Annotated in this window: 21 protein-coding genes; 8 read left to right on the top strand and 13 right to left on the bottom strand. The window is 61.3% G+C overall.

All coding sequences use genetic code 11. The features are described 5' to 3' along the window. Window positions 1-233 precede the first annotated feature (233 nt). The 6 genes from F6V30_RS04145 to F6V30_RS04120 all read right to left on the bottom strand — a co-directional run bounded on the left by F6V30_RS04145 (window position 234) and on the right by F6V30_RS04120 (window position 7,191). Entirely contained in the window at window positions 234-1,325 is a 1,092-nt protein-coding gene (locus F6V30_RS04145; protein WP_151155222.1) for a type IV pilus twitching motility protein PilT, read from the bottom strand. Between the two features lie 183 nt (window positions 1,326-1,508). After that, the gene (locus tag F6V30_RS04140) at window positions 1,509-3,161 is read right to left on the bottom strand and encodes an ATPase, T2SS/T4P/T4SS family (RefSeq protein WP_151155220.1); all 1,653 of its coding nucleotides are present in this window, start codon (window positions 3,159-3,161) and stop codon (window positions 1,509-1,511) included. 60 nt (window positions 3,162-3,221) lie between these two features. Beyond that, on the bottom strand, window positions 3,222-4,592 hold the full coding sequence (dnaB, locus tag F6V30_RS04135; RefSeq protein ID WP_151155218.1) for a replicative DNA helicase: 1,371 nt from the start codon (window positions 4,590-4,592) through the stop codon (window positions 3,222-3,224). 25 nt (window positions 4,593-4,617) lie between these two features. Further along, window positions 4,618-5,043: a chemotaxis protein CheW gene (locus F6V30_RS04130; protein WP_151155216.1), complete on the bottom strand. Its 426-nt coding sequence runs from the start codon at window positions 5,041-5,043 to the stop codon at window positions 4,618-4,620. After that, on the bottom strand, window positions 5,040-6,320 hold the full coding sequence (locus tag F6V30_RS04125; RefSeq protein WP_151155215.1) for a methyl-accepting chemotaxis protein: 1,281 nt from the start codon (window positions 6,318-6,320) through the stop codon (window positions 5,040-5,042). The genes F6V30_RS04130 and F6V30_RS04125 overlap by 4 nt, the downstream gene beginning before the upstream one ends. Window positions 6,321-6,345: 25 nt before the next feature. After that, complete coding sequence (locus tag F6V30_RS04120) at window positions 6,346-7,191, bottom strand: CheR family methyltransferase (protein WP_246163201.1); 846 nt, start codon at window positions 7,189-7,191, stop codon at window positions 6,346-6,348. Between the two features lie 303 nt (window positions 7,192-7,494). Between F6V30_RS04120 and F6V30_RS04115 the strand changes: the two genes are divergently transcribed. Both F6V30_RS04115 and F6V30_RS04110 read left to right on the top strand, forming a co-directional pair. Then, window positions 7,495-8,295, top strand: coding sequence for a hypothetical protein (locus F6V30_RS04115; protein WP_151155213.1), 801 nt, complete (start codon window positions 7,495-7,497; stop codon window positions 8,293-8,295). Next, on the top strand, window positions 8,292-9,179 hold the full coding sequence (locus F6V30_RS04110; protein ID WP_151155212.1) for an NlpC/P60 family protein: 888 nt from the start codon (window positions 8,292-8,294) through the stop codon (window positions 9,177-9,179). The genes F6V30_RS04115 and F6V30_RS04110 overlap by 4 nt, the downstream gene beginning before the upstream one ends. A gap of 145 nt (window positions 9,180-9,324) precedes the next feature. Here F6V30_RS04110 and F6V30_RS04105 read toward each other — a convergent pair whose 3' ends face one another. Next, the gene (locus tag F6V30_RS04105; protein WP_151155211.1) at window positions 9,325-10,086 is read right to left on the bottom strand and encodes a uracil-DNA glycosylase; all 762 of its coding nucleotides are present in this window, start codon (window positions 10,084-10,086) and stop codon (window positions 9,325-9,327) included. 106 nt (window positions 10,087-10,192) lie between these two features. Between F6V30_RS04105 and F6V30_RS04100 the strand changes: the two genes are divergently transcribed. Further along, window positions 10,193-11,101: a zinc dependent phospholipase C family protein gene (locus tag F6V30_RS04100; RefSeq protein WP_151155210.1), complete on the top strand. Its 909-nt coding sequence runs from the start codon at window positions 10,193-10,195 to the stop codon at window positions 11,099-11,101. 11 nt (window positions 11,102-11,112) lie between these two features. On the opposite strand, the gene coaBC is transcribed toward F6V30_RS04100, so the two are convergent. Both coaBC and F6V30_RS04090 read right to left on the bottom strand, forming a co-directional pair. Next, entirely contained in the window at window positions 11,113-12,318 is a 1,206-nt protein-coding gene (coaBC, locus tag F6V30_RS04095) for a bifunctional phosphopantothenoylcysteine decarboxylase/phosphopantothenate--cysteine ligase CoaBC (RefSeq protein WP_151155209.1), read from the bottom strand. A 13-nt stretch (window positions 12,319-12,331) separates the two neighbouring features. Then, on the bottom strand, window positions 12,332-12,955 hold the full coding sequence (locus tag F6V30_RS04090; protein ID WP_151155208.1) for an MBL fold metallo-hydrolase: 624 nt from the start codon (window positions 12,953-12,955) through the stop codon (window positions 12,332-12,334). 75 nt (window positions 12,956-13,030) lie between these two features. Here F6V30_RS04090 and F6V30_RS17005 point away from each other — a divergent pair, with 75 nt between their 5' ends. Next, a complete protein-coding gene (locus F6V30_RS17005; protein ID WP_191965573.1) occupies window positions 13,031-13,216 on the top strand; it encodes a ferredoxin in 186 nt (61 codons plus the stop codon). Window positions 13,217-13,240: 24 nt separating this feature from the next. Next, window positions 13,241-13,399 carry a rubredoxin gene (gene rd, locus F6V30_RS17000; RefSeq protein WP_149307566.1) on the top strand — a complete coding sequence of 53 codons (159 nt, stop codon included), beginning with the start codon at window positions 13,241-13,243 and terminating at the stop codon, window positions 13,397-13,399. Window positions 13,400-13,480: 81 nt separating this feature from the next. On the opposite strand, the gene F6V30_RS04080 is transcribed toward rd, so the two are convergent. Both F6V30_RS04080 and F6V30_RS04075 read right to left on the bottom strand, forming a co-directional pair. Continuing rightward, window positions 13,481-13,660 carry a hypothetical protein gene (locus tag F6V30_RS04080; protein ID WP_149307567.1) on the bottom strand — a complete coding sequence of 60 codons (180 nt, stop codon included), beginning with the start codon at window positions 13,658-13,660 and terminating at the stop codon, window positions 13,481-13,483. 54 nt (window positions 13,661-13,714) lie between these two features. Further along, window positions 13,715-14,788: a pyridoxal-phosphate-dependent aminotransferase family protein gene (locus tag F6V30_RS04075; protein WP_151155207.1), complete on the bottom strand. Its 1,074-nt coding sequence runs from the start codon at window positions 14,786-14,788 to the stop codon at window positions 13,715-13,717. 440 nt (window positions 14,789-15,228) lie between these two features. On the opposite strand from F6V30_RS04075, the gene F6V30_RS04070 reads away from it, so the two are divergent. Both F6V30_RS04070 and F6V30_RS04065 read left to right on the top strand, forming a co-directional pair. Next, window positions 15,229-17,082, top strand: a complete 1,854-nt coding sequence (locus tag F6V30_RS04070; protein WP_151155206.1) for a cytochrome c3 family protein — start codon at window positions 15,229-15,231, stop codon at window positions 17,080-17,082. A gap of 401 nt (window positions 17,083-17,483) precedes the next feature. Next, on the top strand, window positions 17,484-18,968 hold the full coding sequence (locus F6V30_RS04065; protein WP_420850264.1) for a cytochrome c3 family protein: 1,485 nt from the start codon (window positions 17,484-17,486) through the stop codon (window positions 18,966-18,968). A gap of 87 nt (window positions 18,969-19,055) precedes the next feature. On the opposite strand, the gene F6V30_RS16995 is transcribed toward F6V30_RS04065, so the two are convergent. Continuing rightward, window positions 19,056-19,220, bottom strand: coding sequence for a hypothetical protein (locus tag F6V30_RS16995; RefSeq protein WP_191965572.1), 165 nt, complete (start codon window positions 19,218-19,220; stop codon window positions 19,056-19,058). 12 nt (window positions 19,221-19,232) lie between these two features. Further along, on the bottom strand, window positions 19,233-20,183 hold the full coding sequence (gene trxB, locus F6V30_RS04060) for a thioredoxin-disulfide reductase (RefSeq protein WP_151155204.1): 951 nt from the start codon (window positions 20,181-20,183) through the stop codon (window positions 19,233-19,235). Window positions 20,184-20,327: 144 nt separating this feature from the next. Here trxB and ilvA point away from each other — a divergent pair, with 144 nt between their 5' ends. Continuing rightward, entirely contained in the window at window positions 20,328-21,533 is a 1,206-nt protein-coding gene (gene ilvA / locus F6V30_RS04055) for a threonine ammonia-lyase (RefSeq protein ID WP_151155203.1), read from the top strand. The last annotated feature ends 3 nt before the right edge of the window (window positions 21,534-21,536 follow it).

Here is a 21,536-nt window from a genome sequence, read left to right as displayed (position 1 = left end):
CCCTATGTTGGGCCTTTCAGGTTGCCGAAACGCCAGGTTGTTCAAAAATAGCCAGATCGTCGCACCCGCAGAAAACCCCGCGGAGGCCCTCACCCGGCCTTTGGCCACCCTCTCCCGGAGGGGGAGGGTAACGGTATCCCTTCTCCCCGGGGGAGAAGGATAGGATGAGGGGCGCTACGCCGCACAAAGGGAGTTTTTGAGGACGAAGGCCTGATGGCTGTTTTTCAACAACCTCAATGCCCCGGCATCCCCGGCGCCCCCCCCTGCTGGGCAGGGAGGTACTGTTCGAACTGTTTCTTGTCGATGGAACAGCGGTAGGCCTCTTCCGGGTTGATTTGCTTGGTTTTGAGCAGGTCCAGCAGGTGCTGGTCCATGAGCTGCATGCCATCCCTCTTGGCGGTCTGGATGATGGAAGGGATCTGAAAGGTTTTCCCCTCCCGGATCAGGTTGCCGATGGCCGGCGTGCCGATCATGATCTCCAGGGCCGCGGTGCGCCCCTTGCCGTCGGCGGTCTTGAGCAGTTGCTGGCAGACCACCCCCTTGAGGGATTCGGACAGCATGGCGCGCACCTGTTCCTGCTGGTCGGTGGGGAAGACGTCGATGATACGGTCCACGGTCTTGGCCGCGGTGTTGGTGTGCAGGGTGCCGAAGACCAGATGCCCGGTTTCGGCGGCGCTCATGGCCAGGGAGATGGTGGTCAGGTCGCGCATCTCCCCCACCAGGATGATGTCCGGGTCTTCGCGCAGGGCCGCGCGCAGGGCCGAGGCGAAGCTTTCCGTATGCTCGCCGATCTGGCGCTGGTTCAGGAGGGACTGTTTGTTCTCGTGGATGAACTCCAACGGGTCCTCAAGGGTCAGGATGTGTTCCTTGCGGGTGGAATTGATCAGGTCGATCATGGCCGCCAGGGTGGTGGACTTTCCCGAACCGGTCGGCCCGGTCACCAGCACCAGCCCCTTCTTGAAGTTGGTCATGCGCCGCACCCCCTCCGGCAGATGGAGGTCGTCGGCCGAGAGAATCTTGGTGGGAATGATGCGAAACACGCCGGCGATGCCGCGGTGCTGCATGAAGATGTTGCCGCGGAACCGGGCCAGGTCGGGCACGGAGTAGGCAAAGTCCAGGTCCTTGGTGGCCTCGAACTGGGCGCGCTGTTTTTCGTCCAGGATCTCGAACAGGACCTCCCGGAGTTCTTCATGTGCCAGGCTTTTGAAGTTAAGCCGCACCATCTCGCCGTTCAGACGGAAAATAGGCGGATTCCCGGTGGAGAGATGCAGGTCCGACGCCCCCTGCTCCCTCATCATCCTGAAAAGCGCATCGATCTTAGCCATGTTGGGATCCCTCCACTGTTCCCAAGGAAATACTTGTCCGTAACTAACTGCCGCGAGGACCGCGCCCGGATTTGCGGCAGATTTGACCTGGCCGATTGAGCAAAACCGCAGGCGTAGCAAGGGCAACGCCTACGGATTTTGCGATTGAGGCCGGGGCAAAGATGCCGTGAATACGGGCGCGGCTTACAGTACCACCGAGGCTATGTACTCCTCCGGCGACACCTTCCCCTCCATCAAAAGCCGCAACCCTTCCTGGTCGCTACCGTGATACTCCACCTGGCGCAGGTAATTGTCCAGGGCCGTCACATCCGATGACTGTGTGAAGACCCGCAGGAATTCGTCGTCGAATACCAGCGCGTCCACCAGGAAACGCCGCGTGCTGAATCCGCTGTGGCCGCACTCGTCGCAGCCGCTGGTGCGGTAGAAACCGGCCGGGGGCTGGTCCAGATGCATGACGGCCTGCTCCTCCTGCGGCGGGACGTAGGCGGTCCGGCACGCGGGGCAGAGAATTTGGATCCCCTTGAAGGAGACCAGACCGTTGACGAACCCCGACAGGAAGTAGTTTTTCTGTTGGTAGAGCAGGAGGTGCCGCAGGACATTACGGGTGCCGCGTATCTCCAGGCCGGCGAGCACCAGTTTGCCGCGCATGGCGGCGCGGCAGGCTGCGGTGAAGGGCATCCCCTCGGTGGCGTCCTCGATCACCAGCACATCCGGGTCATGGTCCAGGGCGTCCATGATCAGCCGGGCCCGGTCCGCCTCGGAACGGGGCAGGGGGATGCGCGGAAACCGCTTGTTCATCCGCCCCGGCCCTTCTCCCAGGATGATGACGTTCTTTCCGGCGGTATCGGCCTCCTCCAGCATGAGATCCATGAAACGGCACCGTTCCTGGCTGTTGCGCGAGGCGAAAAAGGTAATGCCCCGATGCGCCCGGGCCATCCGGTTGAAGGCGGCCTCCTGGGCCACCGGCAGGTGCAGCTCGGCTACCCGGGGAGGAACGGTGGCGCTGACATGGGTCCGCAGGGTGACGTAGTCGCCCCCTTGGCCCTGCATGACCACGACCTGGAAGGTCACCGGACGGGATTGGTAGGTAAAGGGGAGCAGGCCGATGGCGCTCCGTTCGGCCAGGGGACCGATCGCAGCGCTCCTGTGCAACCGGAGGATGACGTCGGGGTAGTAATTGGGGGCCAGGGTGCCGATGGGACGGGTGATCCCCCCCCGCTTCCCGGTGATGGCCACCTCGTCGCCGAGGGGTTGCAGGGAGAGGGACGAGAGACGATTCTGGATGATGAACACCATCAGATAGTTGAGCAGCGTGTCGCCGCCGATATCGTCGTTGATGGCCTCGAGGGCCTTGTCGGAAAAGGCGGTGGAACTGAAGCCCAGACGCTCCTGGCCGACCGGGCCGTACCACGCGTCGACCATCTGGCGTATCTCCCGGATCAGCGCCACGGACAGGTTGACCCGCAGACCGGTGTGGGCCTCGACCGCTTCGACCGCCGCCCGGTTGAGCGGATCGGCAACGGCAACGTTCAGTTCGCCGCCGGTGCAGATCAGGGGGATGAGGTTATAGGTCCGGGCCACGTCGGCCGGCACAAGGGCAATGGCTTCCGGGTCGATCATCTCCTTCTTCAGTCGGATGTAGGGAAGGTCCAACTGATTGGAGAGCGCCCAGTCGATATCCTCCTGGGTGACGACCCCCAGGTTGACCAGCGCCTCGCCGAAACGGATGCCGAAACGTTTCTGTTCTTCCAGGGCGTTGACGATATCCGACTCGGTGATGATCTGTGAAGACGAGAGGATATGGCCCAGGGACCCTTTTTTCACTAACTCTGCCATGCTGCCCTCCTGGAGTCGCAACGCACGTCTGCCGCCCCGTCGAGATGCCGGGAAACGGCATCACGCATCGGGCCGGTCGCTTTTGTTCTCAAAACGGGTATGCTCGCCGAGGAACACCAGTTCCACCGTACCGATGGCGCCGTTACGCTGCTTGCCGATGATGACCTCCGCATTCCTTTCATGGTTCTGGGTACAGGAGCCGTCCCGCTTGCGGCAGTGCTCGCAATAGACCGATTCGCGGTAGACGAACATGATGACGTCGGCGTCCTGCTCGATGGCGCCCGATTCGCGCAGGTCGCTCATCATGGGGCGTTTGTCGCCACGGCTCTCCAGGCTGCGGTTGAGCTGGGAGAGGGCCACCACCGGCACGTTCAACTCCTTGGCCAGGGCCTTGAGCGAACGGGAGATGTCCGAAATCTCCTGCTGGCGCGATTCGGTATTGGCGCCGCCCCGCATGAGTTGCAGGTAGTCGATGATGATCAGCCCGATGTCGTGCTCGCGCTTCAGGCGCCGCGCCTTGGAGCGCAACTCCAGGACGCTGATGGCCGGCGTGTCGTCGATGAAGATCTTGGAGTCGTAGAGGATGCTGGCGGCCCGTTGCAGCCGGGGCCAATCCGAATCCTGGAAGTGGCCGGTACGCATCTTGCCGGAATCGACCCGGGCGATGGAGGCGAAGAAACGCATCACCAACTGCTCCTTGCCCATCTCCAGGGAGAAGATCACCGAGGCGACCTTTTTCTTGGCCTCGGCGCTGGCGTATTGGGCGATGTTGAGCGCCAGGGTGGTCTTGCCCATGGAGGGGCGGGCGGCAACGATGATCAGGTCGCCCGGCTGGAAGCCGGCGGTCATGTTGTCCAGTTCCGTGTAGCCGGTGGGGACGCCGGTGACGTGTTCCTTGCGGTCGTGCAGGGTCTGGAGGATCTTGAAGGTGTCCTTGATGATCTCCTGCACCGGCACGTACTGGGGCCGCAGCTTGTTCTCGGAGATCTCGTACAGGTCCTTCTGCGCCAGGTCCAGAAGCTCGTTGACGTCCGTTTGCCCGTCGTAGCCGCGGGTGGCGATCTCGGTGGCCACGGAGATCAGCTTGCGGTTGATGGACTTTTCCTTCACCAGCTTGCAGTAATAGCTGACATTGGCCGCCGTGGGGACATAGTCCACCAGGGTCGCCAGGTAGGCCGCCCCCCCCACCTCCTCCAGTTCGCCCTCTTTCCTGAGCATGTCGGTCATGGTGATCAGGTCGCACGGCTCGCGCTGATCGGAGAGGCGGATCATGGCCCGGAAGATCTTGCGATGGCTTTCGCGGTAGAAATCGTCCGGCCCGATGACCTCCAGCGCGCGGTTGATGGCGTCGTTGTCGATCAGGACCCCCCCCAGGATGGACATCTCCGCTTCCAGGCTCTGGGGGGGGAGTTTGCGTGAATCGTCTGTCATACTCATACCTTTATCTTCAAACAGATTATGGATTTATGGTTTCTGCCGCCCGCTGCGCAATAGCGGCCACGTCAAGCAGGACGCATTCGCCTTCCGGCAGATGAAGCAGGGCGGAAACGCAGGGATCGTCCGGGGCTTCCCCCAGGGTGGCCTGCTCCGGCGGTGCAATCCTGATGACCCGCTCAACCAGAAAGGCCAGTGCGGCGATGCGGGGGTCGGCCACGACGACCTTTTCCAGGTCGTGGCAACTGGGCAGCCCCAGGAAGGCGGCCAGATCCATGACCGCAACTATGGTGTCGTGGAAATTCATTGCACCGACATAACAAGGATCCGCGCCGGGCAGGGGCCAGGTGAGCGGTGGTTCGTCGACCTCGGCCACCTGCAGCAGGTTGACGGCAAACCGCCGCCCCTGCAGGGTAAAAAGGAGGTATCCGTGCTGGTGCCGGGTCACGCCTGATCCGGTTCGTCGCGGTCGACCTTGAAGCGTTCCACCACCGCCAGCAGCCCTTCCGCCAGTTTTGCCAACTCATTGGTGGCCAGCGCCATATCCTGCATGGCGGCCAACTGTTCTTCGGTGGCGGCCGAGACCTGCTCGGTGGCGGCAGCATTATCGTCGGCCACCTTGGCGATCTCGTCCACCGACTTGACCATCTTGCCCGAGCCGTCCATCTGCATCTGGGAAAGATCGGCGATGCTGTTGGCCCTGCGTTCGGTTTCCAGGACGGTCGTGAGGATTTCCTGAAAGGCCGTGGCGGTCACGTCGATGTTTTTCTTCCCCTCCCTGATGGTGCGGGAGCTTTCCTGGATGATCTCGTGCACCCGATGGCTCTCTTCCCGCAGGCTTTCGATCATCTCGTTGATATCCGCCGCCGACTGGGCCGAGCCATCGGCAAGCTTGCGCACCTCATCCGCCACCACGGCAAAGCCTTTGCCGTATTCCCCGGCCCGGGCCGCCTCGATGGAGGCGTTCAGGGCCAGAAGATTGGTCTGACGGGCCACGTCGGCGATGAAATCGGCGATCCTGCCGACCTTCTGCAGCTTGGAACTGAAAACGTCGAACTGTCGGCCGATCTGTTCCTGGCAGTCGAAAAAATCCTTCATCCGCTCCAGGGAATCGGTGGCCAGGGTGCCGCCGTGCTGGGCGGTGAGGCTCGTCTCCCGGGCCGCCTTGGCGGTTTCCTTGGCGCGGGAGGCGACCAGTTCGATGGAAACGGCCATCTCGCGAATGGTCTTGGAGGTCTTTTCCACCATCTCGGCCTGGGTTTCGGCGCCGCGGGAAATCTGTTCGATGGCCTGGGCGACCTCTTCGGTGGAGGCGCTGATCTCCAGGGCGTTGGAGTTGATCTCCCGGGCGGAATTGGTGAGTTTGCCCGAAGCCTTTTTGATGTGCCCCACCAGATCGCGCAGATTCTGGAGCATCAGGTTGATCAGGTCGGCCAGCTCATGGGTTTCGTCAGGTATCCGGGTGGGGGGCATGTCCACCGCCCGGGTCAGGTCGCCCCTGCTGATGGATTCGGCCGCTTCGGTCAGGCGGCTGATGTTGGCCGTAAACCCCTTGGAAAAGAGCCACCCCAGGATGAGCCCCAGGGTCAGCGCCATGGCATACCCCAGGATGCCGGATATCTCCGGAGAATAGCCGAATAAGGCGACCAGCCGGGGGCTGAAAGCCACCGCCGCCACGACCACGATGAACCCGAGGATGAATTTATAGCCTATGGGAATCCGCATACCACCCCTCCGCCTACGATTCAATTCATGATATCCGCCGATAAATGCGTTCGGTGCGGCAAACCGGCGCGAAACGGCCGCGCGAACTGCCGACCAGCACCTCGGATTTGCCCAGCACAAGTATACCACCCGGCCTGAGGATATCCGCGATCCTGTTGAGGATCCTCTCCTGTTCGGGCCGCGCGAAATAGATCAGGGTATTACGGCAACAAACCAGGTCGCTGGGTACGTACTCTTCCGGGTTGCAGATGTCGCCCCGCTGAAAAACCACCATATCCCGGATCTCGGGAACCAAGCGGAATAACCGCCCGTCCTGGCGAAAATAGCGTTCCCGCAGTTCGACCGGCATCTCCTTGAACCGCCCCTCGTCATATTCGGCCGCCCGGGCGGCCTGGAGCGTTTTGTCGTCAATGTCGGTAGCCAGCAGGGACACCCGCTCATGACGGATCTCCCGGCCGAAAAACTCCCGCAGCATGATCGCCAGGCTGTACGGTTCTTCCCCGCCGGCGCAGCCGAGACACCAGAACCGGAGCGGTTCGTCCCGGCGGTCCGTCCGGGAGGCGAAGAGCTCCGGGATGACCTCCATGCGCAGTTTTTCAAACACGGAGTGGTTGCGAAAAAACTGGCTGACATGGATGGTAAGCGATTTCTGGAGCAGGTCAAGCTCCTGGCCGCTCCGGCTCAGCAGGTCGCAATAGGCGGCGGCATCGCTGCTGCGTGTCGAACGGATCCTGATGGCCACCCGCCGCTTCATGCAGGTGTCCTTATAGACGGCCAGGCTGAACCCGCGCCACCTCTGCAGAATCGCGCCGATCGTCGCGAGTTCCTCGTCGCTTATCTCCGGGAGCGCCGGAAAGATACTTACGCCCAAAGGCACCTTTTCTGCCGCCTCTCTGTCCGGGCCGGCCGTGCCGGAGTATGCAGGGACATTCCACCACGTGCAAACCCGATGCCTTTATGCCGCCCCGCACCGGAATATTTCCCCAGGTCCCATCTGTACCACGAAGCCGCTCCCGGCGCAACCGCATGTATGGACCTTCCGCCCGGGTTTGCCGATAAGCTGTTTCTCTGGCAGGCTGTTTGCAGTATCATTATCCGGCAGAGGAACGCGTACGAGGCGCAAACCACCCGGAAAGTGCCGCTTCGGAACATCCCACAGGAGATTTACACCCCCATGAACCAGTCTGCAAATTTTGCGGATATCGATCAAAAACTGTCACACGACCTCCAACGGGCCCTTGCGGCCGACAAGGACGAGTTGTTCGAGATCATGCAGGAATCCGACGGCGAAGTTCTGCTGGCGGCCCTGCGCAACCGGTCCCTCGACGAGAACCATCTGCTGGCCCTGCTGAAGCGCCGCGGCCTGCCCGGAGAGCTCTTCACCGCCCTGTATAACGGCAGGCGTTTCAGCGAAAGCTACCCGCTCAAGTTCGCCCTGGCCGGCCACCCCGACACCCCCGCGCACATCGCCGGCAGCCTGCTGCCCCAACTGTACATCTTCGACCTCATCAAGCTCTGCACCATACCGGCCGTGCCGCCCGACCAGCGCCTGGGCGCCGAACGCATCGTCATCCAGCGCCTGCCCGCCCAACCCTTGGGCAACAAGCTCACCCTGGCCCGGCGGGCCACCGCTCCGATTGTGGAGGCGCTGCTGCGGGAAGGGGTGCCGCCGGTGGTGGAGGCCTGCCTGGACAACCCGCACCTGAAGGAGGGGGCGGTTCACCAGTTCATAACCTCCGCGATGTCGAACGCCGAAACCATCTCCATGGTCGCCCGGAACGGCCGCTGGAAAAACAAACCCAATATCCGCCTGGCGCTCCTCAAGAATCCCCGGACACCGGTCATCTGGTTCACCCTGTTTCTGCCGGGGCTGCCCCCCGGTACTCTGCGGGAACTGCTCTCCGCGCCGCGCCTTACCGGTGCCCAGAAGGAGTTGATCCGGCAGGCCTTGAGCGGCAAGGGGGGCAGGGCATGATGCGGCCCCTTCCCGTCATCCTGGTGATGCTTCTCGGCTGGAGCGGTACCGCCGGGGCCGCTCCCTACGGCGTGGCCCGGAGTGCGGCGCCGGTGCTGAACAGCCCGGCCTTCAGCCGCATCTTTGGAGGAGCGGACGGCCGGTCCCTGAAGACCGACCGCTGCGGCCAGGTGCGGGAGATGGAGTTCATCGCCCTGCCGGGGACCGTCTTCAGGGTGCGGGAAACGCTTCCGGGGGCCGGGGGAGCCGTCTATCGGGTGGAGACCGACGATTATCCCGCCCCGGCCGGTGTCTCGCTCTATGTGGACAGCCGCTTCATCGAACTCCGCGACGCACAGCCCCCGGCACGCTCCCGAATCCTGCCGCCCCGGGAACGGGTCATCGCCGCGCTCCGGGAGGCCGTCGGCAGCCCCTACGTGTGGGGCGGCAACCTGCGGGAGGGGGCACTCGCCCTGTTCGGGACACTCTACCCTGCCGAGGCGTCGTGGGACGACAGGGGCAAACGTCGCATCGCCCTGGCCGGCCTGGACTGTTCCGGGCTGCTCTACCAAGCCACCAACGGGTGGACGCCCCGCAACACATCCCAGTTGGTTGCCTACGGCACCGGGGTGGCCGTGGAGGGGAAAAGCGCCCGGGAGATCGCGGAGCGGTTGCAACCGCTCGATCTGCTCGTCTGGAACGGCCATGTGATCATCGTCCTGGACCGGGATACGACCATCGAAAGCCGCCTGGAGTGCGGCAGGCCCGGCAATGGGGGGGTGGTGAGGACACCGTTGCGCCAACGGCTGGCGGAGATCATGCGGACCCGCCGGCCCCTGGATACGTGGCCGGCACCGGGGAAACGGCAGGGGGTCTTTGTGGTCAGAAGGTGGTACGGCCTCTAGCATAGTGCACCGAAAGACGGGTGAGCCGTTGGCGCCGCCCCTACGGAAATTTATATTGCCCTATATTTGCCAGATATGAATCCAATAAACCGCAGGGGCGATCCCAACGGGTCGCCCTTGGTGCAATGGGCAATAAGTCCAACACCTACCTCTTTCGCGATTTCTCGGGCACCGGCAGCTTCAGGAGCCGCAGCACCTGGGTCATATCCTCCCAGACCTCCCAGAAAGGCCCCGAATCGCCCCGGTGGCGCAGCAGGTACGAGGGGTGATAGGTCGGCATGACCGGCACGCCGTGATAATCGCGGAACTTGCCGCGCAGCTTCGAGATCGCCTCCTTGGTGCCCAGCAGGGTCTGGGTGGCGAACCTGCCCAGCGCCACGATAACCTCGGGCTGGACCGCTTGCAACTGCCGCAGCAGGAACGGGGCACAGGCGGCGATCTCGTCCGTCTCCGGGTCCCGGTTGTCGGGCGGACGGCACTTGACGACGTTGCAGATATACACGTCCTCCCGCTCGAGCCCCATGGCGGTGATGATGCGGTTCAGGACCTGCCCGGCCTCCCCCACGAACGGCTCCCCCTGCCGGTCCTCGTCCCCCCCCGGCCCCTCTCCCACAAACACCAGCCGCGCCTGGGGGTTGCCCACGCCAAACACCAGATTCCGCCTCCCCTTCGCCAGTTTGCAGCGTTGGCAGTCACCCAGGCTTTTCCGTATCTTTTCCAGGGATTCATGCTTCCGGTCGTGGGGCGGCTCTCCGGTTTCCACCACTGCCGTTTGTTGCCCCGTTGCCGCTTGCGCCATCGTTGCCGGAGGCGCGGCGACGGGGAGACCGTCCAGGCCGCTTTCCTGAATGGTCAACAGGTATTCCCGCAGTGACGATGCCGCCACGGCCTTGAACGATTGAGCCATTACCATCCCTTGTGTTGTATCATTCCCCATTCCGGGGTATCATTATCATGGTATGCTTTCCGGACTGTACCAGTTCCTTCAAAGCCATGTCAAAGCGAAAGAGACCATGTTTCCATTCGTGGTGTTGCTGACCATCTGCGGCGTGCTCGTCCCCGACGCGGCCCACGCCTGGGGCGGCGGAATCCATCTCCAGGCGGGCCTGAGCGTGCTGTCCGCCCTCGACACCCTGCCCCCCGCCATTGGGGCGGTTCTGGGGGCATACCCCCGCGACTACCTCTACGGCTGCATCGCGGCCGACATCATCGTGGGGAAGAAATACACCCATTACCTGCTCAACTGCCACCGCTGGCGCATCGGGCAAAAGGTGCTGCAGGCGGCCCGCAGCGACGGCGAAAAGGCCTGCGCCTACGGCTACCTCTCCCACCTGGCGGCGGACGGCATTGCCCACAATTATTTCGTACCCTACAAGATCATGCGCTCATTCGCCTCGGTGACCATGAAGCATACCTACTGGGAGATGCGGTTCGAGACCTTTGCGGACAAGGCGGTGTGGGAGCGGGCGCGGGAAATCTGCCGCTCCGATCAGCACGCCAACGACGCCATGCTGCGCAGCGTTCTGACCAACACCCTCTTCTCCTTCGGCACCAACAAGCGCATCTTCAACTCCATCATGCTCCTGTCGCGCCTGGAAAAATGGCAGAAGGTCATGCGGACCCTGTCGGACAACTCCCGCTATACCCTGGCGGAGAGCGATCGGGATGAATACATGACCCTGACCGAGGAGGCGGTCTTTGATTTTCTCCGCCATCCCGAAGAATCGGAATGCCTGACGACGGACCCGACGGGGGAAAAAGCGCTGGCTGCCGCGGATGCCCTGCGGAAGAACCTGCGGCTCCTCTATAAAAACGGGCGGATCTCCAAGGCCGATGGCCTGGAGCAGGTGGATCTGCTGAAGCACAAACTGCGGCAGGCGCTGCACAAGCCGGAACTGCTGAAGGAATTGCACCGGGGGTGAGTGGCGCGGACCTACCGGGGGCGCTGGGCGGGGAGACGTGCGGCGATCTGGTCCAGGATGCGGTTTGCCAGTTCATCCTTGGACATCAGGGGGCACTCCTGGCGGGAACCGTCCCTGAAGAGGAAGAGCGCCCGGTTGGTGTCCACATTGAAACCGGCATCCCCCAGGCTGACGTCGTTGGCAACGATCATATCCAGATTCTTTTCCGCAAGCTTTCGGGCGGCGTACTCCTCCAGGCGGGAGGTCTCCGCGGCAAAGCCCACCAGGAAGGGACGTTTCTTCAGGCGTCCCAGTTCCGCCAGGATATCCGGGTTTTTGACCAGCGCCAGGGTCATCTCGGCCGCCTGTTTCTTGATCTTGCCCCCCTGGCGCTCGGCCGGCCGATAGTCGGCCACCGCCGCGGTCTTGACGACCACCGCGCATCCCGCGACATGCTCCATCACGGCTGCCTGCATATCGCGGGCGCTTTCCACGCAGATTCGCTCGACGCCCGCCGGGGCGGCGAGACCGGTCGGGCCGCTCACGAGAATCACCCGCGCGCCGCGCTGCCGGGCCGCCCGTGCCACGGCATAGCCCATCCTGCCCGACGAGTGGTTGCTGATGAAACGGACCGGATCGATCTCCTCCCGTGTCGGGCCGGCCGTGACCATGACCGTCTGCCCCTCCAGATCGCCGGGCCTGAGCGCCGCCACCACCGCTTCGAAGATCGTCTCCGGCGCCGCCAGTTTCCCCTCCCCTTCCCAACCGCAGGCCAGGGTGCCGGTTTCGGGCGCCACGAAAAGGTAGCCGAGCCGGCGCAGCTTGTCCTCGTTTTCACGGTAGATCGGATTGGTGTACATGTTGACGTTCATGGCCGGGGCGATCAGTACCTGCGCCTTGGTCGCCATGACGGTGGTGGTGAGCAGGTCGTCGGCGATGCCGCCCGCGATCTTGCCGATCACGTTGGCCGTGGCCGGGGCAATGACAAACAGGTCGGCCCGGTCGGCCAGGGAGATGTGCCCGATCTCCTGCTCGGCGATCAGGTTGAACAGCTCGCTGTGCACCGGGTTGGCCGAGAGGGTTTGGAAGGTCAGGGGGGTGACGAACTCCTGTGCCGAGCGGGTCATGACCACGTGCACCCGGGCGCCGGCCTTGGTCAAAAGGCGCAGCAACTCCACCGCCTTGTACGCGGCAATGCCCCCCGTAACACCCAGTACAATCCGCGTATCCTTCAGCATAGCGTCCTGCTCCTCAGAAGTAGGGATTATGGCGTTTTTCATGGCCAATGGAGGTTTCGGGGCCATGCCCCGGATAGGCGGTCACATCGTCCGGCAGGGTAAAGAGCTTGGCTTGGATGGAGGCCAGGAGTTGATCGTGGGAACCGCCGGGGAGATCGCTCCGGCCGATGGAGTCGGCAAACAGGGTGTCGCCGGTGATGATTTTGCTCTCTTCGGCCAGATAGAGACAGCACCCGCCCTGGGTATGGCCGGGCGTATGCAGCACCTTCATGCGGTGGGTCCCGAACTCGATCTCCATCCCGTCGGTGAGAAAACCGTCGGCCTCCGGGGAGTTCTCCCCCTGGATACCGTACATGCGCCCCACTTCGGCAACGAGGCCGAGCAAGTGGGCATCCTCCCGGTGGATCAGCAGCGGGGCCTTGAACGTCGCCACCGCCTCGCGGTTGCCGCCGACATGGTCGAAATGCCCATGGGTGTTGATGATATACCGTATCGTCAGCCCATGGCGCCGAACCGTCTGGATAATACGCTCCACATCGCCGCCCGGATCGACCACCACCCCTTCGCGGGTCTCTTCGCACCCCAGGATGAAGCAGTTGACCGACAGGGGCCCGACTACCACCGCATCAAATATCATCGTTTTCTCCCGCTTGGTTGACATCCGTCCTGAAGCTGCTACAATACCTCCCCAGGATTCGGGAGGGAGTTACCAATGAAACGACCGGTTGTGGATCAGGAAAGTTGTATCAGTTGCGGTCTCTGTATTTCGACCTGCCCCGAGGTCTTTCGCTTCAACAGTTCCGGGAAGGCGGAATGCTTCGACCCATCCGGCGCCCCTGAAAAGGATATTCAGCAGGCTATCGACGGTTGTCCCGTCCAGTGTATCAGCTGGGAATAATCACTATCGCAAAGGAGCATTGCTATGGAACGTTGGATCTGCACCATCTGCCAATATGTCTATGATCCCGCCACGGGAGATCCCGACCGGGGAGTTCCTCCCGGAACGCCCTTCGAGTCTCTGCCCGACGACTGGACATGCCCCCTGTGCGGCGCGGGCAAGGATGCCTTTGAAAAGGAATAGCACGTCGGGCTGAAGTCAGCCCCAGGCGACGCCGCACAAAGCAATGCAGCACCATCGAGCCCTCCGTCAGGAGGGCTTTTTTCATTTTTTCTTGTCGGGCGGCTTGATGATGTCGATCTTCATCTCGCCCGCCTCGGTCTTGACCCGCCAGACAAGCCCGCAGACGCCGCACTCCTTGAGCGGCGATTCGTCGGAAGAAAACCCACCGGAATGCATGTCAAGATTCAAGGATGTCCTATTACCGCAATTTGGGCACTTCATGGCATGTTCCTCCTGTGTATCGGTACGGGACCCGGCCGGTGCACCGGGCGAATTTCAGGCCAGGTCGGGCATAAGGCTGATAATGGCGCTAAAGAGTTCCTCCAGGTCGTGACGGGTCATGTCCCCCATATGGGCGATACGGAAGGTCTCACCCTTAATTTTGCCATAGCCGTCGTCAAAGGCAAAGCCTATTTCGGCCAGTCCCTTTTTCAAGCCGGCCAGATCGACGCCGCGACTGTTGCGGGCGCAGGTCAGGGTGAGCGAGCAGTATTCCCGGTCGGGGAAAAGTCCGAAACCGCGGTCGGTCAACCATTGGCGGACATACTCGGCCATGTCCCGGTGGCGCGCCCAGCGCGTCTCCAACCCCTCGGCAAAGATCCGCTCCAACTGGCGCTCCATGGCGAAGATCTGGGAAATGCAGGGTGTGGAGGGGGTGTTGTGTTTGGCGTCGTTGGCGGCAAACTCCGTAAAATCGAAGTAGTAGCCGCGGCCCTCCATGGTCGATGCCCGTTGAAGCGCCTTGTCGCTGGCGGTGAAGATCGTGAGGCCCGGCGGCAGGGCAAAGGCCTTTTGCACCCCGAAGATACAGCTGTCGATGCCCAGTTCATCCACCGGAATCTTCAAGGCGCTCATGGAGGAAACCGTATCGACGATAAACATGACATCCGGGAATTTGCGCATCACCTCGGCGATTTCGGGCAAGGGCGACATCACCCCGGTCGAGGTTTCGTTATGGATCATGGTCATGCTGTCATACAGGCCGGTGGACAGGGCCCGTTCGACCGCCTCGGGCGTAACCGGCTTGCCCCAGTCGAAGCGGATGGCATCGGCCTGTTTGCCGCAGCGGAGGGTGACATTGTGCCACTTGTCCGAGAAGGCGCCGTTGCAGAAGTTGGCGCACCGCTTTCCCACCAGATTGCGAATGGCCCCTTCCATGACCCCGAAGGCGCTGGAGGTGGCCAGGAAAACCTTCCCTTCCGTGGCCAGGATCTTTTGCAGGCCCGAGGTCACCCGTTCATGCATTTCGGCATATTCCTTCGTGCGGTGGCCGATCATGGGGGTCGCCATGGCGGCGAGGATGTCGGGATGGACCGGCACGGGGCCGGGGATAAAGAGCTTTTTGTACATGATGAGGCACTCCGGATTTGCCCTGAAGCGATGTTCAGCGGCAGAGTTTTTTCGACGAACCGAGATGTTACTTTGGCAAGCTAACAAAAGCCCTTGGCAAAGTCAAGGGCACAGCATTGCCAAGGGCCGTAAATTCGGGAGGTTAGGTATACACTGACGCCAGATGCCGGCCGGTGACCCGGCGTATGGACAAGGGCACGACCGGGATGGCGCACCGGAAGTTGCCGTCATGAGCCGCGATTTACGTGGGCACTGTTAATGCAGATGTTGGAGACCTCATTTATCCTGTTGTAATTTCACCTTCTTTATTCACTGCATCCATTCAGAAAGTGTGTATGCAGTATTCAATTTTCGTTGATTTAGAACTTTCTGTTGTGTAGTGTATATTAAATTTATACACCCATCTTCATTACACCCTATTGGTATGGAGGAGCACTGTCATGCAGTTTGTTTTCTGTCGTATGCTGCCGTTTCTGATGCTGCTAATGGTCTGGGCCGGTCCGTCGCTGGCCCAGCAGGGAATGGCGATCGACCCGGCCACCTGTCTGGGATGCCACGGCGACAAGATTTCCGTGCGGGCGTTTGCCGAGTCGGTCCATGGCAAAAATGGCTGTACCAGTTGCCATGTGGATATCACCGATCTCGCCAAGCACATGAAAAAAGAGATCAAGGTCCAGAAGGTCCAGTGCGAGCGCTGCCATAAAAAGCAGAACGCCGAACATTATGCCAGCGTCCACATTGCCAAGGGTGTCATGTGTGCCGACTGCCATACCGATATCCATGTCCACAAGTACTGGAAGAACGACAAGCGCATCGTCGTCGCCAAATGTGTCCAGTGCCACGACAAGGAGTCGGTCTACCAGAAATCGGTCCACGGCAAGGCGGTTGCCGCCGGCAACGAGGACTCGGCAGCCTGCAACGATTGCCATGGCCTGCACGAGATCAAACCCCTGGGAGACCCCAAGAGCCGCTCCAACCGGGAATTCCACACCAAGGTCTGCCTGAAATGCCACAGCAACGAAGAGATGATGAAGCGCAACAACGTCTTCAACGTTGCCGTCAAGACCTACATGGAGAGCTACCACGGCAAGAACTACCGCCTCGGTTTCCCCGAAAGGGTCGCGGGCTGCGCCGACTGCCATACGGGACACTCGGTGCTCCCCAAGGCCGACCCCAACTCAAGCGTCAATCCGGCCAACCTGGTGAACACCTGCGCCAAGTGCCACGCCAAGGCGACCACGCTCTTTACCAAGTTCTATGCCCATGGCGAGCATACCGACCGGGAGAAGTATCCGATCCTGTACTACACCTTCCTCGGCATGACCGGCCTGCTGCTGGGCACCTTTACCGTCTTCTGGATTCACACCCTGTTCTGGATGTTCCGCGGCTTCGTGGAAAACAGGGAAAAGGCGGCCAAACTGGCCAGCGGTGAATACCACCACGTCGTACCGGAAGCCCATAAACAGTACCGTCGTTTCAACCGTATCCATATCTTCATGCACATCCTGGTGATCACCAGCTTCCTGGGGCTCTCCCTGACCGGCCTGCCGCTCAAGTTCAGCACCCAGCACTGGGCCATCTCCCTGATGAATCTCTACGGCGGCTCGGCCCATGCCGGCTTCATCCACCGGATCTGCGCCGGCATCACCTTCGTCTATTTCGGCATGGCGATCGTCATGAGCATCAACTTCCTCTTCTTCAAGAAGGGTATACAGGGGAATCCGATCCAGCGCCTGTTCGGCCCTGACTCGCTCTGCCCCAATCTGCGGGACATCAAGGACGTCGGCGCGATGTTGAAATGGTTCTTTTTCAAAGGGCCAAAGCCAACCTTCGAGCGCTGGACCTACTGGGAAAAGTTCGACTTTCTCGCGGTCTTCTGGGGTATGTTCGCCATCGGCGGATCGGGCCTGATGCTCTGGTTCCCGGAATTCTTCGGCCTGTTCCTGCCCGGCTGGGTGTTCAACGTAGCGACCATCGTCCACTCTGACGAGGCCCTCCTGGCAACCGGCTTCATCTTCACGGTCCACTTTTTCAACACCCACGGCCGCCCGGAGAAGTTCCCCATGGACTTCGTCATCTTCAATGGGCAGATCGGCAAGGAAGAGATGATTGAGGAGCGCGGCGATCAGTGGAAGCGCTACGAAGAACTGGGCATCACCGAACAGTACGCCTGCAAGAGGACCAGCGGCGTGGCCTACGACTTCCTGGTCAAAGGGTTCGGCTTTACCGCCCTCTTCATCGGCATCAGCCTGCTGCTGCTCATGATCCTGGCCTTTGGGAACGGCGCCCACTAAACCGGGGCCGCACCTAGCCTGAATCACCCAAAGGGGGGCGAGCTTTCGCCCCCCTTTCTTTTTGGCATCCCCCTGCATTGTAGCGTGAACCCTTGATCCCGGAGCCCCCCTGTCTGAGGTGGCGTGGGACCTTATCACGTTGATGCCCCTGAACGGCCGCGGGGCACGCGCTGCGGCAACGGCACCAAGGACGCCGGGAGCGATCGAAACGTTATACCGTGCGGGATGTTCCGCCAGCAAAACCCGTGGGTGCACAAGAAACCGCGGACTTATTTTGTTTGACAAATACACAACTGTAGATGTAATAATAAAAATTTACTGTATACTCAATTTTCTTGGCATACAGACACGCAGGGAGGTGTACGTTGGAACTTAAAAATTCAAGTATTTACCGCTATTTGATGAACAGCACCAGCATCATCGGGGCACTCATGGCATTGATCGCAACCGTCCTGATCATTGCGTTCCTGCTCCTTGAGGCCTTCACCGGGCTGGAAAACCCCTATATGGGCATGTTTGTCTACTTCGCCTTCCCCGGCATGCTCATCGTTGGCCTGCTCCTCATCCCGGCCGGCGCGTGGCGGGTCCGCAGCCGGTTCCGCAAGCACCCGGAACTGGGCATCCCCCGCTTGCCGCGCCTCGACCTGAACGACCCCCATACCCTGAAGCTTTCCATCTTCTTCATACTGGCGTCGGTGGTCTTTATCATCGTCGTCGGCACAGCGTCCATCAAGGGGTTCGAGTTTACCGAATCAACCACCTTCTGCGGCGAACTCTGCCACGTGGTGATGCAGCCGGAGCATACCGCGTGGTCGAACTCGCCCCATGCGAAGGTAAAATGCGTGGAATGCCACGTCGGCCCCGGCGCCGAATGGTACGTGAGGGCAAAACTCTCGGGCCTGCGCCAGGTCTGGGCGGTCCTGACCCACTCCTGGCCCACGCCGATCGGAACACCCATCGAAAACCTGCGCCCCGCGCGCAGCACCTGCGAACATTGCCACTGGCCCGAGAAATTCTATGCGGGCCGCCAGAAGATCTTCTATCACTACGCCCCGAACGAGGATAACACCCCTCGCGAGATCAACATGCTGATCAAGATCGGCGGCACCCCCAAGACGCCCAACGCCATGGGCATCCACTGGCACATCGGCCGCGAGGTGACCTTCATCCCCGGCGACAAGAAGCGCCTGACCATCCCCTACGTGGCGGTCAAGGGCAAGGACGGCACGGTCACCGAATACATGGACCCCTCCAAACCGCTTTCACGGGATGAAATCGCCAAGGCGGCCAAGCGTATCATGGATTGCACCGACTGCCACAACAAGCCGACCCATATCTACTATTCCCCGGGCGAGGAGATGGACAGGAACTTCGCATCCAACACCATCGATCGCGGCCTGCCCTACATCAAGAAGGTGGCCGTGGACCTGCTCGAAAAGCCCTACGCAAGTACCGAAGAGGCCGTGAAAGCCCTGGACGCCGGCATCAGGGACTACTACGCGAAAAATTATCCCGAGGTCGCGGCCAAGAAGGGTGCCGCCATCACCCAGGCCATCGGGCAGATCCAGAATATCTACAAGCGTAATTACTTCCCGAAGATGAAGGTGTCGTGGAAGACCTACCCGAATCATATCGGCCATTTCTACACCGCCGGCTGCTTCCGCTGCCATGACGGCAAACACAGGTCGCCCGAGGGGAAACTGATCTCCAAGGATTGCAAGCTCTGTCACGAAGTGCTTGGCCAGATTCAGGAGAATATCCCCACCGGGAAGAAGGTAACCGAATTCGTGCACCCGGTGGACATCGGCAACGAGATCTACAAGACCAATTGCAGCGAGTGTCATGCCGCCGGCGGATACGACGTCCCCGGCGGGGGTAAGCACTAACTTAACTTGCCGCTAAGGCGCCCGGAAACGCAAAAAGCCCCTGGAAGGTTTCTTCCAGGGGCTTTTTGCGTTTCCGGGCGCTCATGTTCAGAGTTCCTCAAAATCCTCCCGCTCACCGCCGTCGTCCTCGTCATCCTGTTCCTGACCGTTGTCGGCATCGTCCGCCAGGGCCTGAAGGAAACGGCGATTATCACGGATGGTTTTGTGGATGTCACCCAACAGGGCATCCAGGTCGTCAGGGGTCGCCGCCATGGCACGCGTTCCTTACTTGCGAAGTGTTTCCAGATACTTTTCGGCGTCCAGCGCAGCCATGCAGCCGGTCCCTGCCGACGTGATCGCCTGGCGATAGATGTAGTCCTGCACATCGCCGGCGGCGAAGACCCCCTCGATGTTGGTGGCCGTGAGATTCCCCTCGAGGCTGCACTTGGTCCGGATATAGCCATTCTCCATATCCAGCTGCCCCTCGAAGATGCTTGTGTTAGGCGTGTGGCCGATGGCGATGAACACGCCGTGGACCGGCAGCTCCTTGGTCGAGCCGCTGCGATGGCGGATACGGATGCCGGTCACGCCTCCGGCGTCCCCCAGGACCTCGTCCAGGACATGGAGCCATTCGATCGTAACGTTGCCGTTCTTCGTCTTTTCGATCAGCCGGTCAGCCATAATCTTTTCGGCGCGGAACTGCTCACGGCGATGCACCACCGTCACGTGGCGGGCGATGTTGGAAAGGTAGAGCGCCTCCTCGACCGCGGTACTGCCGCCGCCGATAACCGCCACGTCCTTGCCGCGGTAGAAAAAACCGTCGCAGGTGGCGCAGGCGGAAACGCCTTTTCCCTTGAAGGCCTGCTCGGATGGGAGCCCCAGGTACTTGGCCGAGGCGCCGGTGGCGATGATCAGGGCATCGCAGGTATAGGTGGCACTGTCCCCTTCAAGCACGAACGGCCTCTGGAGCAGGTCGGCGCGTTTGATGTTGTCGAGGACCATGCGCGTGTTGAACCGTTCCGCGTGCTGCCGCATGCGCTCCATAAGGTCGGGCCCCTGGACCCCTCCATATTCTCCCGGCCAGTTATCGACCTCTGTCGTCGTGGTCAACTGCCCGCCCGGCTGCAATCCGGTTATGATAAGGGGGCTCAGGTTGGCCCGTGCGGCGTAAATGGCCGCGGTGTAGCCGGCCGGCCCGGCGCCGAGAATGATCAATTGATGGTGCTCTGCCTCCATGATGCCTCCTCTGGGATGTTCTTTTGTTAATGTACCAGCAAAGCGAAAACTTGCCAAGGGCTCAAAACGGCGGTTCTTCACATTTGACCCTGCTTGACCCGTCTGGTACTATGACACAAATACCCTTTGGAGAGCCCACGTACCATGCCCTTTTACGAGCTCATACAGGAAGCCTACGACCGCCTCAGGAAACGCGTCCGCCGCACGGAACTGATCTACTCGCACCACTATACCGAGAGATTGGGTGCGCCGCTGTTCTTCAAGTGCGAAAACCTCCAACGTACCGGTTCCTTCAAGATCAGGGGGGCTCTCAACTTCATGACCGCCCAGACGAAGGAGGCCCTGAAGCATGGCGTCATTACCGCATCGGCGGGAAATCATGCCCAGGGCGTGGCCTTTTCGGCGGACCTGTTGGGCGTCAAGGCGACCATCTACATGCCGGAGATCACCCCGCCCCAAAAGGTTCAGGCCACCCGCGACTACGGCGCCGACATCGTGCTGATCGGGAAAAATTTCGATGAATCCTGCGAAGCGGCGCAGGAGGCCCAACGTGCCACCGGCGCCCTTTTCGTGCACCCCTTCGACGATGACCTGGTCATGGCTGGCCAGGGCACCATAGCCCTGGAGATACTGGAAGAGTTGCCGGACGTGCAAAACCTGCTGATCCCGGTAGGGGGAGGCGGCTTGATAGCCGGCATGGCGGCGGCGGTGCGGGAGCGCGCACCCCATGTCCGCATCGTCGGCGTCGAATCCACGGCCGCCCCGTCCATGTCGGCCTCGTTTGCGGCAGGCGCTCCCTGTGAGGTGCCGGTAAAGGTGACACTCGCCGACGGCATTGCCGTAAAGCGCCCGGGGCAGCTGACGGTGCCCATCATCCGCGCCTGTGTCGATGAAATCGTTCAGGTGGAGGAAGAGGAAATCGCCCAGTCCATCGTATCGCTCCTGGAACGGACGAAACTGCTGGTGGAGGGAGCCGGCGCCGTTCCCCTGGCGGCGGTGCTGCACGGCAAGGTACGGAATCTGAAAGGCAAGACCCTCTGCCTGCTGTCAGGCGGCAATATCGATGTCAAGACCATCGCGCTCGTTGTGGAACGGGGGCTGCTGGCTGCGGGGCGCTACCTGAAGCTGACGATTGAGCTCGATGACCTCCCCGGAGCGTTGGCCCGGTTAGCCACGGATATCGCAGAAACACGCGCAAATATATTCCACATCAGCCACGACAGACGTTCCAAATCATTGGCCCTCGGCAGAACCGACGTCTCGCTCGAACTCGAAACCCGCGGCTTCGAACATATGCGCAAGGTAATCGAGTGTCTCGAAAGGAAGGGATACGCCCTTACGGTCGAATAGCCG

The organism is Oryzomonas sagensis, assembly GCF_008802355.1.
In the GTDB taxonomy this organism is placed as follows: Bacteria; Desulfobacterota; Desulfuromonadia; order Geobacterales; family Pseudopelobacteraceae; genus Oryzomonas; species Oryzomonas sagensis.
The sequence above is the reverse complement of the archived record's forward strand: the minus strand, read 5'-3'. Positions and strand labels throughout refer to the sequence as shown.

Bases quoted from the DNA above. Each gene is read 5' to 3' on its own strand.
- F6V30_RS04125 (WP_151155215.1), bottom strand. From the start codon at position 6,320: ATGCGGATTCCCATAGGCTATAAATTCATCCTCGGGTTCATCGTGGTC.
- F6V30_RS04140 (WP_151155220.1), bottom strand. From the start codon at position 3,161: ATGGCAGAGTTAGTGAAAAAAGGGTCCCTGGGCCATATCCTCTCGTCT.
- F6V30_RS16995 (WP_191965572.1), bottom strand. From the start codon at position 19,220: ATGGCGGCGACCCCTGACGACCTGGATGCCCTGTTGGGTGACATCCAC.
- F6V30_RS04080 (WP_149307567.1), bottom strand. From the start codon at position 13,660: ATGAAGTGCCCAAATTGCGGTAATAGGACATCCTTGAATCTTGACATG.
- F6V30_RS04145 (WP_151155222.1), bottom strand. From the start codon at position 1,325: ATGGCTAAGATCGATGCGCTTTTCAGGATGATGAGGGAGCAGGGGGCG.
- trxB (WP_151155204.1), bottom strand. From the start codon at position 20,183: ATGGAGGCAGAGCACCATCAATTGATCATTCTCGGCGCCGGGCCGGCC.
- F6V30_RS04065 (WP_420850264.1), top strand. From the start codon at position 17,484: ATGAACAGCACCAGCATCATCGGGGCACTCATGGCATTGATCGCAACC.
- F6V30_RS04105 (WP_151155211.1), bottom strand. From the start codon at position 10,086: ATGGCTCAATCGTTCAAGGCCGTGGCGGCATCGTCACTGCGGGAATAC.
- F6V30_RS04075 (WP_151155207.1), bottom strand. From the start codon at position 14,788: ATGTACAAAAAGCTCTTTATCCCCGGCCCCGTGCCGGTCCATCCCGAC.
- F6V30_RS04100 (WP_151155210.1), top strand. From the start codon at position 10,193: ATGTTTCCATTCGTGGTGTTGCTGACCATCTGCGGCGTGCTCGTCCCC.
- rd (WP_149307566.1), top strand. From the start codon at position 13,241: ATGGAACGTTGGATCTGCACCATCTGCCAATATGTCTATGATCCCGCC.
- F6V30_RS04115 (WP_151155213.1), top strand. From the start codon at position 7,495: ATGAACCAGTCTGCAAATTTTGCGGATATCGATCAAAAACTGTCACAC.
- F6V30_RS04070 (WP_151155206.1), top strand. From the start codon at position 15,229: ATGCAGTTTGTTTTCTGTCGTATGCTGCCGTTTCTGATGCTGCTAATG.
- ilvA (WP_151155203.1), top strand. From the start codon at position 20,328: ATGCCCTTTTACGAGCTCATACAGGAAGCCTACGACCGCCTCAGGAAA.
- F6V30_RS04110 (WP_151155212.1), top strand. From the start codon at position 8,292: ATGATGCGGCCCCTTCCCGTCATCCTGGTGATGCTTCTCGGCTGGAGC.
- F6V30_RS04090 (WP_151155208.1), bottom strand. From the start codon at position 12,955: ATGATATTTGATGCGGTGGTAGTCGGGCCCCTGTCGGTCAACTGCTTC.
- coaBC (WP_151155209.1), bottom strand. From the start codon at position 12,318: ATGCTGAAGGATACGCGGATTGTACTGGGTGTTACGGGGGGCATTGCC.
- F6V30_RS17005 (WP_191965573.1), top strand. From the start codon at position 13,031: ATGAAACGACCGGTTGTGGATCAGGAAAGTTGTATCAGTTGCGGTCTC.
- dnaB (WP_151155218.1), bottom strand. From the start codon at position 4,592: ATGACAGACGATTCACGCAAACTCCCCCCCCAGAGCCTGGAAGCGGAG.